Here is a 12,858-nt window from a genome sequence, read left to right on the forward strand (position 1 = left end):
CCGGCGTCGCCGCGGGCCACCCATGTCCGGATCTTGTGGTGGGGCAAGATGGTAAACCAATCTTTACCAAAACGGTAAACATCGGCATTGACCGATATTGAAGACACAACGGAGAGAACAGGTCACGCCGCAACCCTCCCCGCTTCGCTGCGCCGCAGCAAGAGCTACAGCAGCCGCCATGGCATGCTTCGCCGACGTTTTCCCCGCACCCGGACGCGCCGTCATCAAAGGCAAGGCCACATCGCTGGACATCGCCTACCTGGCAGGCGTATCGCAACCCACGGTCTCGCGCGCACTGCGCGGCAGTCCGGCGGTCAACGAGCAGACCCGGCGCAAGATCCTGGCGATCGCGCGCGAGTTGAACTACAAGGTCGACAAGCACGCCTCCAGCCTGCGCCTGCGCAATGCCGGCACCCTGGCGCTGCTGTTCTTCGAAGATCCGACCACCGACGACTCGCTGATCAACCCGTTCTTCCACTCGATGCTGGGCTCGATCACCCGCGCCTGCGCCCGCCATGGCTACGACCTGCTGGTGTCGTTCCAGCAGTTGTCGGACAACTGGCGTGCCGACTACGGCGACAGCCAGAAGGCCGACGGGCTGATCCTGCTCGGCTACGGCGATTACCTGCAGGCGCAGCAGCGGCTGCAGCACCTGGTCGACCAGGGCACCCATTTCGTGCGTTGGGGCGCGGTGCTGCCCGGGCAGCCGGGCGTGTCGATCGGCAGCGACAACTTCCAGGGCGGGCACGACATCACCGCGCACCTGCTGGCGCAGGGCCGCCGCCGTGTCGCCTTCCTCGGCGACGCCTCCAATCATTACCCCGAGTTCCTGGAACGCTATCGCGGCCACCTGCAGGCACTGCGCGTGGCCGGCGCCGAGGCCACGCCGGCACTGCAGGTCGATGCGATCACCACCGAGCAATCCGGCTACGAGGCCGCCCTGGCCCTGCTCGGGCGCGGCGAGCGCTTCGATGCGCTGTTCGCCGCCAGCGACCTGATCGCGATCGGCGCACTGAAGGCCTTGCGCGAGCATGGTCTGCGCGTACCCGAGGACGTGGCCCTGGCCGGCTTCGACGATATCCCGGTGGCCGCCAGCGTCGATCCGGCGCTGTCGACGGTGCAGCAGGACACCAAGCTGGCCGGTGCGGTGCTGGTGGACACCCTGCTGGCGCAGATCGCCGGACAGCCGGTGAGCAGCCGCACCTTGCCGGTCACGCTGGCGCTGCGCGGCTCCTCGCTGCGCGGCTGACGCGGCCGGCCTGCGTCACGGCAGCGCCACGGCCTGTCATTGGCCGGAGACACCAGGAACCTGACGCAGCGTGCTCGCCGCACGCCGAGTCCCGCAGCCCTGCGCGACCCCGCAACGCCTGCCGCGCCGCGTTCAGTGCGCCGGCGCCACCCCGTCCTTGGCCGCCATCAGCCAGCGCAGCCGCGCGCGCAGGTCCGGGCGCACGATCGGCGCATCGGACAGGAAGACCCGCACGCCGTGTGCCGGCACCTTGGCGCGCAGGACATCGGTCACCTCGATGGCGCTGCCGTCGAAGCCGTCGTGCCAGGTGCCCGGCTGCAGGTAGCGGCGCGCCTCCAGCGTGCGTGGCGCATCGCTCTTGTTCAGCAGCACCAGCGCGGTCTGGGTGCTGCCCGCATGCTGGACCACCCGGTAGAACACCGCCTCGTCGCCGGACAACTGCAGGTTGAGCTGCAGGCCACGCTGCAGCGCCGGGCTGCGCTGACGCAGCGTGGCGATGCGCCGCAGCGGCGCGAAGATCGGGCTGGACGGGGCGGCGTTCACCCGCTCCTGGCCGAAGTAGTTGCGGTTGCCGGCGTGCTCGGCACGGCCGCGCATGAAGCCGGTCTCCGAGCCGTAGTAGATCACCGGGATGCCACGCGCGGTGAACAGCCAGTTGTGCGCGTCGATGAAGCCGGCGTCGCTGGCGTCCAGCCGCGCCATGTCGTGGTTGTCGTAGAAGGTCATCAGCTCGTACGGATTGGCGTACGGGCCGCGCTCCAGGTACAGCGCCGGCTGCAGTGTTTCGTAGCCGCGCTGGGCGTGGCCGAAGGTTGCCGCCAGCGCCTGCTTGAGCGGGAAATCCAGCACGCTGACGCCGGCGTTGTCGGCCCAGGTGTGGCCGGCGATCTTGTGCGCGTTGTAGTCGAAGTCCTCGCCGAACATGAACATGCCCGGACGCTGCGCGCGGATGCGGCGCACGAATTCGTGCCAGAAGCTGTCGGGCATCCAGCCGATGGTGTCGATCCGGAACGCATCGGCGCCCTGCCCCAGCCACTGCGAATAGGCACCGACCAGATACTCCATCACCGCCGGGTTGCGCTCGTTGAAATCGGACAACTGCGCCAGGTTGCCGCCGGTGTTGTAGAACGCGTGCAGCGGGTTGTGCGCCGGGTCCAGCTTGGACGGCGGCAGGTTCTGGTGGTCGGCGATCAGTTTGCCGTCGCGGTCGAACACCTGGCCGAACATCGGCTGCCGCTTGGGCATGGTCCAGGCCGGCGAGCCGTGGTTGCCGACGATGTCCAGCACCACCTTCAACTGCTGCGCGTGCATGGCCTGGGTGAAGCCGGCGAAATCCAGTCCGGGACTCGGCAGATGTTCGTCGAGCTTGTAGAAATTGACGCCCCAGTAGCCGTGGTAGCCGGTCTTGCCGCGGTCGCTCAGCGAGCTGCCCCAGGTGATCGGCTTGCCGCCGGTGAAGGCCTCGTCCGGGTTGTCGACGATCGGCGTGATCCACACCGCGCCGAAGCCGAGGTCACGGATGTAGCCGGCGTTGTCGACCACGCCCTTGAAGTCGCCGCCGAGGTAGCCGATGTTGTCGCTCTCGCCCGGTGGCGCCGGGATCGGGATGTCGAAGGTGCGATGCGCACCGCCCTGGTCGCGATGATCGTTGCCCGGATCACCATTGACGAAGCGATCGGTGACCACGAAGTACACCGCTTCGTTGGCGAACGGCTCCAGCGTGCCGTAGAACTCCTCCTGTGCAGGCGCCTGGGCCTGTGCCGACCCAGCGCAGGCACCCAGCAGGGCCAGCGCCAACAACGACATCCGATCGATCATGCGTTCGCTCCCGAATCCGACGGCACCCACAGCACGCACAGCGCCGCCACCAGCAGGCTGCCGCCGCCGATCGCCAGCGCGTACAGCGGCCGGCCGCCGAGCCAGTGCGTGAGCACGAAGCCCAGCACGCTGACCGCGACCAACTGCGGGATCACGATGAAGAAATTGAAGATGCCCATGTACACGCCCATCTTCGCCGCCGGCACGCTGTCCGACAGCAGCGCGTAGGGCAGCGACAGGATCGACGCCCAGGCGAAGCCCACCCCGACCATCGACAGCAGCAGCCACTGCGGATCGCGGATCCACAGGAACGACAGCAGGCCGACCGCGCCCAGGCACAGGTTGAGCAGATGGCTCATGCGCAGCCCGCAGGCGCGCACCAGCAGCGGAATGGCGATCGCGGCCAATGCGGCGAAGCCGTTGTAGGCGGCGAACAGCACGCCGACCCAGTTTGCCCCGTCGTTGTAGGCAGCCGAGGTGGCATCGTGGGTGCCATAGTGGGTCTGGGTGACCGCCGCGGTGGTGTAGATCCACATCGCGAACAGCGCGAACCAGGAGAAGAACTGGACCCATGCCAGCCGCCGCATCGCCCGCGGCATGGTCTGCAGATCGCAGACGATCGCCGCCAGCATGTGGCCTCGACGCAGGCGCGGCGCCACGCCCTGCAGCACGCCGTAAGCGATGCACAGGCCGGCCAACACGTACAGCATGCGGTCGCCGCGGCACCAGGCGATGGCCACCGCGCCGGCAATGCCCACCGCACAACACAGCGCAGCGGCACCATCGACACGGCGCGGTTGCGCCGCCGTGGCGGCTGGCGTGGCGACGTCGAAGCCGTGCAGGTCTTCAGGCGGATACTCGCGGGTGCGCAGCACGGTCCAGCCGATGGACAGGAACAGCACCGCGCCGCCGAAATAGAACGCGTAGCGCACCGTCGCCGGCACCTCGCCGGGCCCCGCAGTGTTGCTGACGCCCCAGTGCGCCAGCAGCCACGGCAGCATGCTCGCCACCACTGCGCCGACACCGATGAAGAAACTCTGCATGGCGTAGCCGGTGGCGCGCTGGCGTGTCGGCAACTGGTCGCCGACGAAGGCGCGGAACGGCTCCATCGAGATGTTGATCGAGGCGTCCAGCACCCACAGCGTCCCGGCCGCCACCCACAGTGCCGGCGAGTTCGGCATGACCAGCAGGGCCAGCGTGGTGAACAGCGCGCCGACCATGAAGTACGGGCGACGCCGGCCGAAGCGGTTCCAGGTGCGGTCGGACAGGTAACCGACGATCGGCTGCACGATCAGTCCGGTGAGCGGTGCGGCGATCCACAGTCCCGGCACCTGCTCCATGTCCGCGCCGAGGGTCTGGAAGATGCGGCTGGCGTTGGCGTTCTGCAGCGCGAAGCCGAACTGGATGCCCAGGAAGCCGAAGCACATGTTCCAGATCTGCCAGAACGACAGCGCCGGCTTGGCGCGTGGCAAGGCGCTCATGGGCGCTCCTCCGTTGGGCCGGCCGGTGCGATCAGCAGCGCGGCGACATCGGCGGCATTGACCACGCCATCGGCGCCGCCCTGGCCGCCGGTGTAGCGCGCAAAGTGCTGCAGCGCGCTCATGTTCGCCGCCGGCAGCAACCGCGCGACGCAACGCTGCCCGGCCTGCAGCGCGAACAGCGCCGCCGTGGAGGTCTGCTCACCGACGCTGTGCGGCATCACCAGCGGCTGCGACTGCGGCGACGCCGCGCCGCACTGCACCTGCAGGCGTTTGACCGCGGCGGTGACGCCGGTGTTGATCGGGCCATGTGCGTTGACGTAACGCAGGCTCAGCCGATACACGCCATCGTGCGGCGCCGTCCACGTCCAACCGTCTGCGCCCTCCACGCGGGCGACGTCGCCGACGCAGACAGTGGGGCTGTGCAGCGACTCCCAACGCTTGCCCTGCCGGGTCAGGCTCAGGCATTGCACGCGCTCGGCCAGCGGCAGCAGCGCGCCGTCCGCGCTGCCCGTGCGTGCCTGCCCATCGACGTACAACACCGTGTCCGCAGCCGCCTGCACCCGCCAGCCCCCGGTCTCGCGCCGCAGCTGCGGCGCCGGCGGCGCCAGCGGCGCGAAGGCGTCCGTGGCCGTGAGCATTTGCAATGGCGTGCTGCCGCTGTGGCGCGCCACCAGGTCGATGGTCGTCACGCCGTCCTGGTTATGGGTCTTGCCGGCGACCAGCAGGTCGCCCTGCAGTTGCGCCGGACGTCGCAACACGATGCGCCGGTCCTGCAGCTGCAACGCGATCTCCTGGCGCTCGCCGAACAACAGCGGCACCAGGCTGGTCGGCAGCTTGGGCAGCACGCGGCCGTCGTCCTCCACGCCGAACACGCCCTCCATCACCATCGCCAGATAGCCGGCCACCGACCACAGCTGCCGCGGCGAATTGACCACCGGGCCGCTGAGCGGACCGTCGTCGACATGTGCGGCCTGGCTCAGGAACTCGTAGTTCTCCATGTTCGAGCCGGCCAGCGCGGCGCCCCGCAGCAGCGAGCGCACTTCCAGGTCGATGCGCGCGCTGTCGTCGGTCTGCCGCGCCGCGCGCAGCGCATAGGCGCTGACGAACGGCCAGATCGCCCGGTTGTGGTAGATCGGCACCTCGCGCTGCTGCGGCCACACCACCGGGCTGCCCGCCTCCACCGCGGGATAGCGCGCCAGCGCCTGGCGCGCGCGCTCGGCCGGCAGCACGTCGGCCAGCACTGCCAGCGACAGGCCCAGCAGATCGTAGCTTTCGTAGCGCACCGGGTGTTCGGCCGTGCCGATGTAGCCGACATAGGTACCGCGGTCCTCGCGCCAGAAACGCTGCGCGATCGCCTGGCGCAGCGCATCGGCCCAGCCGGCATAGCGCGCGGCCGCCTGCGTGTCGCCCTGCTCACGGGCCAGGCGCTCGCCCAGGCGCAGCGCCTGGTAATGCAGCACGTTGGTCGACAGCGCGAAGGAACTGGCGATGAAGCCGACGTCCTCGCGGGTCCAGGCCGGATAGGTCTGCTCGCGCCAGTCCAGGAACGAGGTCTCGCCGCGGTACAGGCCGATGCGCGGGTCGAACGCGAACGCGCGATCCTGCGCCAGCGTGGCAGTGAGTGCGGCGCGGGTGTCGGCGGCGAAGGCCGGGTCGTCCAGCAGGTGGCGCGCGGCCAGGAACCACACCACGCGGTCGCTGCTCACCGGCCAGCTGCCGCCGGAGCCGGTGTCCTGCGCCACGAACAGCCCCGGCAGCGCGTCGGCGCCGCGCATCGGCGACAGCTTGAAGCGCAGCGAGCGGCGCGTGCGCTCGGGATCCAGCCGCGCCAGGGCCAGGTCGGCGGCATAGCTGACGTCGCGGGTCCACACGTAGGGCCAGCGCTCGCCGGTCTGGTAGCAATCGCAAGGCAACGGCTTGCCGTGATCGAACGCCGGATCGCGGATCGCCTGGACCTGGTCGTCGCGCAGTTCCTGTTGCGCCAGCGCGAACAGCGCATCGAACAACGGGCTATCGGTCTCGCTGCGCAACGGCTGCGCCGGCACCGTGCGTGTGCCTTGGGCCGCGTGCAGCACGAAGCCGCCGTCGGCGGTGGCCTCGGCCTGCGCGGTCTGGCCGCGCCACTGCAATGACGTCTGTCCAGCAGACGCCGACGCCGCAGCACCCAAGGTGGCGGCCAAGCAAATCATCTTCAGCATCGAAGCGGCAGACCGGCTCGCACCGATCGACCTCCCTCCCTCTTTGCCTGCATGGTGGAAGCGCAGGCTGGCATGCCGGCGCTGCGGTCGCCGCCTCCGCATCGCGGGGGCGCTGCGGACATGGTAGACGGGCGGCACCGCGGCGCGTGCAGTTGCATACGTATTCATCGTACGGGCCTCCGGCGGCCAGGAACCGCCTCGCTATAGTCGTTGCGATGCCACGGTCGCCCTGGGAGGGGACATGCCGCTGCCGCTTCACGCCTCATCGCGCCTGCGCCCGACGCGGCACCTGCCGTCGTGGCTGGCGACGCTGCTCCTGTGCATCGCGCCCGGACTGCGCGCCGCACCGCAGACCGTGGCCAGCATCGCATCGCCCGACAGGATCCTGCGGGTGTCCGTGCAACTGGACGACGGCCGCCCCAGTTATCGCGTGCAGCGCCTGGGCGAGCCGGTGATCGGCGAATCGCGGCTCGGCTTCCAGTTGCGCGACGGCAGCCTGGATCGCGACCTCGCGCTGCTGGACCAGCGCAGCCGCAGCGTCGACGAAACCTGGGAGCAGCCCTGGGGCGAGCGCCGCTACGTGCGCAATCACTACAACGAACTGCGCGTGGAGCTGGGCGAGCGCGGTGGCCGCCAGCGCCGCTTCGCGGTGGTGTTCCGCGTCTACGACGACGGGCTCGGCTTCCGCTACAGCTTTCCGCAACAGGCCGGCATGCAGGAAGCGATCATCGACGAAGAACTCACCGAGTTCGACATCGTCCCCGAGGCGACCGCCTGGTGGATTCCCGCCGGCGCGCCCATCCATTACGAATACCTGTACCGGCGCACGCCGCTGCGCGAAGTGCCGCTGGCGCACACGCCGTTCACCCTGCGCAGCCAGGACGGCCTGCACCTGGCCATCCACGAGGCCGCCCTGGTCGACTACGCCGGCATGTGGCTGCGCCGCGGCGAAAGCCAGCGCCTGCATGCGCAACTGTCGCCGTCGGCGGAAGGCTGGAAGGTCCGCCGCGCCCTGCCCTTCGACACGCCGTGGCGGACGCTGCAGATCAGCGACACCGCCGGCGGTCTGGTCGATTCCAACCTGATCCTCAACCTCAACGAACCCAACGCGCTGGGCGACGTGAGCTGGGTGCATCCGGCCAAGTACATCGGCGTGTGGTGGTCGATGCACCTGAACCAGGAAACCTGGGCGCGCGGCCCCAGACACGCCGCCACCACCGCCAATACCCGCCGCTACATCGACTTCGCCGCGGCGCACGGTTTTCGCGGCGTTCTGGTGGAAGGCTGGAATCCCGGCTGGGACGGCAACTGGGTCGGCAACGGCGACGACTTCGACTTCACCCGCGCCACCGCGGACTTCGACATCGATGCGCTCAGCGCCTACGCGGCGAAGAAGGGCGTGCACCTGATCGGCCACCACGAGACCGGCTGTGCGGTGGAGCACTACGAAGATCAGCTCGATGCGGCGCTGGATCTGTATGCGCGCTTGGGCGTGGACACCTTCAAGACCGGCTACGTCTGCGACGACGGCCAGGTGGACCGGCGCAATCCCGCCGGCGGCCCGCTGTGGCGCGAATGGCACGACGGCCAGTTCATGGCCCGCCACCATCTCAAGGTGGTGCAGGAAGCCGCCAGGCGCCACCTGTCGGTCAACGCCCACGAGCCGATCAAGGACACCGGCCTGCGCCGCACCTACCCGAGCTGGCTCTCGCGCGAAGGCGCACGCGGCATGGAGTACAACGCCTGGGGCGAACCGCCGAACCCGCCGGAGCACGAAGTGAACTTGGTGTTCACGCGGATGCTGGCCGGGCCGATGGACTACACCCCCGGCATCCTCAGCCTGACGGGCCGCGGCGGACGCGCGATTCCGAGTACGCTGGCGCGGCAACTGGCGCTGTACGTGACCCTGTACAGCCCGATCCAGATGGCGGCCGACCTGCCCGAGCACTACCTGCAGCACCGCGACGCCTTCCGCTTCATCGAGGACGTGGCGGTGGACTGGGACGACAGCCGCGTGCTCGACGGCGAAATTGGCGACTACGTGACCATCGTGCGCAAGGACCGCCACAGCCGCGACTGGTTCCTCGGCAGCATCACCGACGAGCACGGCCGCGTGCTGCCGATCGCGCTGGGCTTCCTTGAGCCCGGCGTGCGCTACCGTGCCGAGATCTACCGCGACGGCGACGCCGCCGACTACCAGCACAATCCGTTCGACTTCGTGCGCGAGCAGCGCGTGATCACCAGCCGCGATCAATTGCAGGTGAAGTTGGCACCCGGCGGCGGCCAGGCGATCCGTTTCGTCCCACTGGACCCGGCGCCGGCCTCCGCAGGCACTGCTGCCTCGCGCTGACGCCCCACCATGCAGCACGCAGCACCGCCGGCACAGCGGCGGTGGGATGCACTCGCCATGCCGGACCACGATTCTCGCCCCTGCGGCACCGCGCCATCGTGCGCGGCAGGTCAGCGGTGCTGCGCGCAGCGTCGGCCAGACCAAGCCGTGCCACTGCAAGCTCGCCCGAAGTACGCATGCCGGCGTACTCCCTGGCATTAATTCAGTGCAGCACCCGCGTGTTCATGCCAGGCGACGTCAGTTGCATGAAGCACGCGCATGCTCGCCGCGGCACCGGCGTAGCGGCGCGCGCACGACATTGCGATCCTGAAAGCGCTTCCAATGCGATGCAGGCCAGTGAATACGTATGCAGCGGACGTTCGCGACGAAGCCGCGTGTCTACCATACAGCGCAATCGCGACACCGCCCTGCGGCTACGCGACACGCACATCCGGCCGCCTCGCCGGTTCAGACATTCGCAAGACAACATTGCCTGGGAGGGGAAAATGTTGAACCACAAGCGCAACGCGCTGACGCTGGCGCTAGCCGTCGCGATGACGCCGATGCTGGCTGCTGCACAGTCCGATACCACCGCCACCACGTCCAAGGATCCGGTCACCGAACTGGACAAGGTCCAGGTGACCGGCATCCGCCGCGGCATCGAGAACGCCATCGCGATCAAGCAGGACGCGACGTCCATCGTCGAAGCGATCTCGGCCGAGGACATCGGCAAGCTGCCGGACGTGAGCATCGCCGAATCGCTCGGCCGCCTGCCCGGCCTGGCCGCGCAGCGCGTCGCCGGCCGCGCCCAGGTGATCAGCGTGCGCGGCCTGTCGCCCGACTTCGCCACCACCCTGCTCAACGGCCGCGAAGTGGTCAGCACCGGCGACAACCGCAGCGTCGAGTTCGACCAGTACCCCTCGGAACTGGTCAACGGCGTGACCGTGTACAAGACGCCCGACGCCGGCCTGGTCGGCCAGGGACTGTCCGGCACCATCGACATGCAGACCGTGCGCCCGCTGAGCTTCCCGGACCGGGTGATCGCCGTCAGCGGCCGCCTGCAGAAGAGCTCGCTCGGCAAGGCCGCCGACGTCGACGCTTTCGGCAATCGCTTCAGCGCCAGCTACATCGACCAGTTCCTGGACAACACCCTGGGATTCTCGATCGGCTACGCCCACAGCGACATGCCGATCCAGGAAAACCAGGTCGGCCTGTACGAGCCGTGGACCACGCAGAACACCGACAGCGGCAGCCGCCCCGGCGTGGCCCCGGGCACCTACTTCTCCGACGGCATCAAGGCGCTGCGCCGCACCGGCAACAACAAGCGCGACGGCGTGATGGCGACCGTGCAGTTCCGTCCGTCCAGCAGTTGGACCAGCACCTTCGACGCATTCCATACCGAAGCCGAGCAGATCGACACCGCCAATCAGTTCGAGGTCAATCTCAGCAACTACAACGGCGGCTACACGCCCGGCCTGCTGATCACCAATCCGCAAGTCGACGCCAACGGCAGCTTCACCGGCGGCACCGCCAGCGGCGTGTATCCGCTGGTGCGCGGCATGTACAACAAGCGCAAGGACAAGATCGACGCATTCGGCTGGAACAACGAGTTCAACCTCGGCAGCGTGCGCCTGATGGCCGACCTGAACTACTCCAAGGCCACCCGCAAGGAGCTGAACCTGGAGAACAACCTGCAGTTGGTGCCGATGCCGCAGCTGGACACGGTCGGTCTCGTGGTCAAGCCGAATGGCTTCTCGCAGATCACCCCCGGCCGCGACTACTCCGACCCGAACAACCTGTTCCTGACCAACACCATCTACGGCTCCGGCTACGGCAAGGTGCCGGAGGTCGAGGATCGCCTGAAAGGCGGCCGCCTGGCGGCGACCCTGCCGGCACCGCAGGCGCTGACCTGGTTCTCGGACATCGACGTGGGCGTGAACTACGCCGACCGCCGCAAGCAGAAGACCCAGGCCGAGGGCAATATCCTGCTCGGCGCGCAGGGCGACACCAGCATCGCCAGCGACCTGCAGTACGACCCGGTCAACCTCGGCTTCGCCGGCATCGGCACCATCCCGGCCTGGAACGTGCCGGCGGCGGTCTCGCGCTACATGACCTTCAACCCGGTCACCAACCTGGACTACCTGATTCCGAAGTCCTGGACGGTGCAGGAGAAGATCACCACGGCCTGGCTGCGCGCCAACATCAACACCGACATCGGCGAGGTCGGCGTGCGCGGCAACATCGGCGTGCAGTTGCAGCACGCCGACCAGAGCTCGCAGTCCAGCTACTTCGACCAGTCCCGTCCGGCCGGCCAGAACGTGCTGCCGATCGACGCGGGCAAGACCTACAACGACTGGCTGCCGAGCCTCAACCTGGCCTTCCTGTTCCCGCACCAGCAGACCCTGCGCTTTGCCGCGGCGAAGCAGGTGGCGCGGCCGCGCGTGGACCAGATGCGCGCCGGCCTGGACTTCGGCGTTGACACCTCGACCGGCAAGCCCGGCGGCAGCGGCGGCAATCCCCTGCTCGACCCGTGGCGCGCCAACGCGCTGGACCTGTCGTACGAAAAGTACTTCGGCGAGAAGGCCTACGTGGCTGCTGCGGTGTTCTACAAGGACCTGAAGAGCTACATCTACACGCAGTCGCGCGACGATTACGACTTCTCCGCCCTGCTCGCCAGCTACGTGCGCCCGCCCAACATGACCGTGCCAGTGCAGACCACCGGTACCTTCTCCTCGCCGCAGAACGGCAAGGGCGGCACCTTGCGCGGGCTCGAACTAACCGCCTCGCTGCCGCTGGACATGTTCACCGACAGCCTGCGCGGCTTCGGCATCCAGGCCAGTGCCACGTTCAACGACAGCGACATCAAGATCGTCGATCCAGAAAGCGCGTCCAGCGTGGGCTCGGCGCCGATCGACCTGCCCGGCCTGTCCAAGCGCGTGTACAACTTCACCGCCTACTACGAGCGCAACGGCTTCGAAGCACGCGTCAGCCAGCGGCGGCGTTCGGACTTCATCGGCGAGATTGGCAACTTCAACGGCAACCGCACGCTGCGCTATGTGGTCGGCGAGAACGTCACCGACGCGCAGGTCAGCTACACCTTTGCCGACGGCAGCACCCTGGCCGGGCTGAGCCTGCTGCTGCAGGCGAGCAACCTGACCAACTCGCCCTACCGCACCTACGCCGGCACCAAGGATCGCCCGCTGGAGTACGTCGAATGGGGCCGCACCTACATGCTGGGCGTGAACTACAAGTTCTGAGCACAGCGTAGAGCACGCAGACGACGCCCGCCGGCGCACCCGGCGGGTGTTTTCGTTGGGGAGGTTGCCGCGTACGGGTATGTCAAATGTCGGGGTGGCCGGAGAGAAAACGATGAGATCAGGAGCGAGCAGCGGCGGCGATCTGGTTTGCCGATCGGATCAAGACGAGGGGATGTGAGGGCGCACACCAACCTCTTCGCCTGCAAGAAGATCCACAGAAGGCGATCGTGCGGGAACTGATGGAGATCTCGCCGCGCCTGTGAAGTTCCCGACAAAAAAGCCGCGGGCGCGCGAAATGGCCGCGTCGCTGAAAAGGATCTGTACTTCAGGAGCGCATGGCCCAAGCCCTCTACGTGGCAGAAAGCGCCATGCCTGGACATTCAACGCTGAACTCCGAACTGACCGGCCCGACCGCGCCACGGACCATGCATCCGCGCCGACGCGATGCTGCGGTAGCTGATCGAGGTCAACACCACCATCGTTGACGACAGGTCTCAGCCAGGAGGCCGCGAGATCGAGACCTGGT

Annotated in this window: 6 protein-coding genes; 3 read left to right on the forward strand and 3 right to left on the reverse strand. The window is 68.2% G+C overall.

Features of this window, described 5'->3' with window-relative positions:
• Positions 1-178 precede the first annotated feature (178 nt).
• Positions 179-1,249, forward strand: coding sequence for a LacI family DNA-binding transcriptional regulator (locus tag PIQ37_RS01740; RefSeq protein WP_342072119.1), 1,071 nt, complete (start codon positions 179-181; stop codon positions 1,247-1,249).
• Positions 1,250-1,381: 132 nt separating this feature from the next.
• Here PIQ37_RS01740 and PIQ37_RS01745 read toward each other — a convergent pair whose 3' ends face one another.
• Genes PIQ37_RS01745 through PIQ37_RS01755 form a run of 3 tightly spaced genes read right to left on the reverse strand, consistent with a single transcriptional unit; the run spans position 1,382 to position 6,737 of the window.
• Positions 1,382-3,055 carry an alpha-amylase family glycosyl hydrolase gene (locus PIQ37_RS01745; protein WP_342072408.1) on the reverse strand — a complete coding sequence of 558 codons (1,674 nt, stop codon included), beginning with the start codon at positions 3,053-3,055 and terminating at the stop codon, positions 1,382-1,384.
• 8 nt (positions 3,056-3,063) lie between these two features.
• A complete protein-coding gene (locus tag PIQ37_RS01750; protein ID WP_342072120.1) occupies positions 3,064-4,548 on the reverse strand; it encodes an MFS transporter in 1,485 nt (494 codons plus the stop codon).
• Positions 4,545-6,737 (reverse strand): alpha-L-rhamnosidase-related protein, encoded by a 2,193-nt coding sequence (locus tag PIQ37_RS01755; protein WP_342072121.1) that lies wholly within the window; start codon positions 6,735-6,737, stop codon positions 4,545-4,547. Before PIQ37_RS01755 ends, PIQ37_RS01750 begins: the two co-directional genes overlap by 4 nt.
• 250 nt (positions 6,738-6,987) lie before the next feature.
• On the opposite strand from PIQ37_RS01755, the gene PIQ37_RS01760 reads away from it, so the two are divergent.
• Complete coding sequence (locus tag PIQ37_RS01760) at positions 6,988-9,096, forward strand: glycoside hydrolase family 97 protein (protein WP_407136369.1); 2,109 nt, start codon at positions 6,988-6,990, stop codon at positions 9,094-9,096.
• A gap of 485 nt (positions 9,097-9,581) precedes the next feature.
• A complete protein-coding gene (locus PIQ37_RS01765; protein WP_342072122.1) occupies positions 9,582-12,332 on the forward strand; it encodes a TonB-dependent receptor in 2,751 nt (916 codons plus the stop codon).
• The last annotated feature ends 526 nt before the right edge of the window (positions 12,333-12,858 follow it).

This window comes from Xanthomonas protegens (genome assembly GCF_038442435.1).
Lineage (GTDB): Bacteria > Pseudomonadota > Gammaproteobacteria > Xanthomonadales > Xanthomonadaceae > Xanthomonas_A > Xanthomonas_A sontii.

Excerpts from the sequence above, each read along its gene's own strand:
- PIQ37_RS01750 (WP_342072120.1), bottom strand. The coding sequence starts at position 4,548 with ATGAGCGCCTTGCCACGCGCCAAGCCGGCGCTGTCGTTCTGGCAGATC.
- PIQ37_RS01740 (WP_342072119.1), top strand. The coding sequence starts at position 179 with ATGGCATGCTTCGCCGACGTTTTCCCCGCACCCGGACGCGCCGTCATC.
- PIQ37_RS01765 (WP_342072122.1), top strand. The coding sequence starts at position 9,582 with ATGTTGAACCACAAGCGCAACGCGCTGACGCTGGCGCTAGCCGTCGCG.
- PIQ37_RS01760 (WP_407136369.1), top strand. The coding sequence starts at position 6,988 with ATGCCGCTGCCGCTTCACGCCTCATCGCGCCTGCGCCCGACGCGGCAC.
- PIQ37_RS01745 (WP_342072408.1), bottom strand. The coding sequence starts at position 3,055 with ATGTCGTTGTTGGCGCTGGCCCTGCTGGGTGCCTGCGCTGGGTCGGCA.
- PIQ37_RS01755 (WP_342072121.1), bottom strand. The coding sequence starts at position 6,737 with ATGATTTGCTTGGCCGCCACCTTGGGTGCTGCGGCGTCGGCGTCTGCT.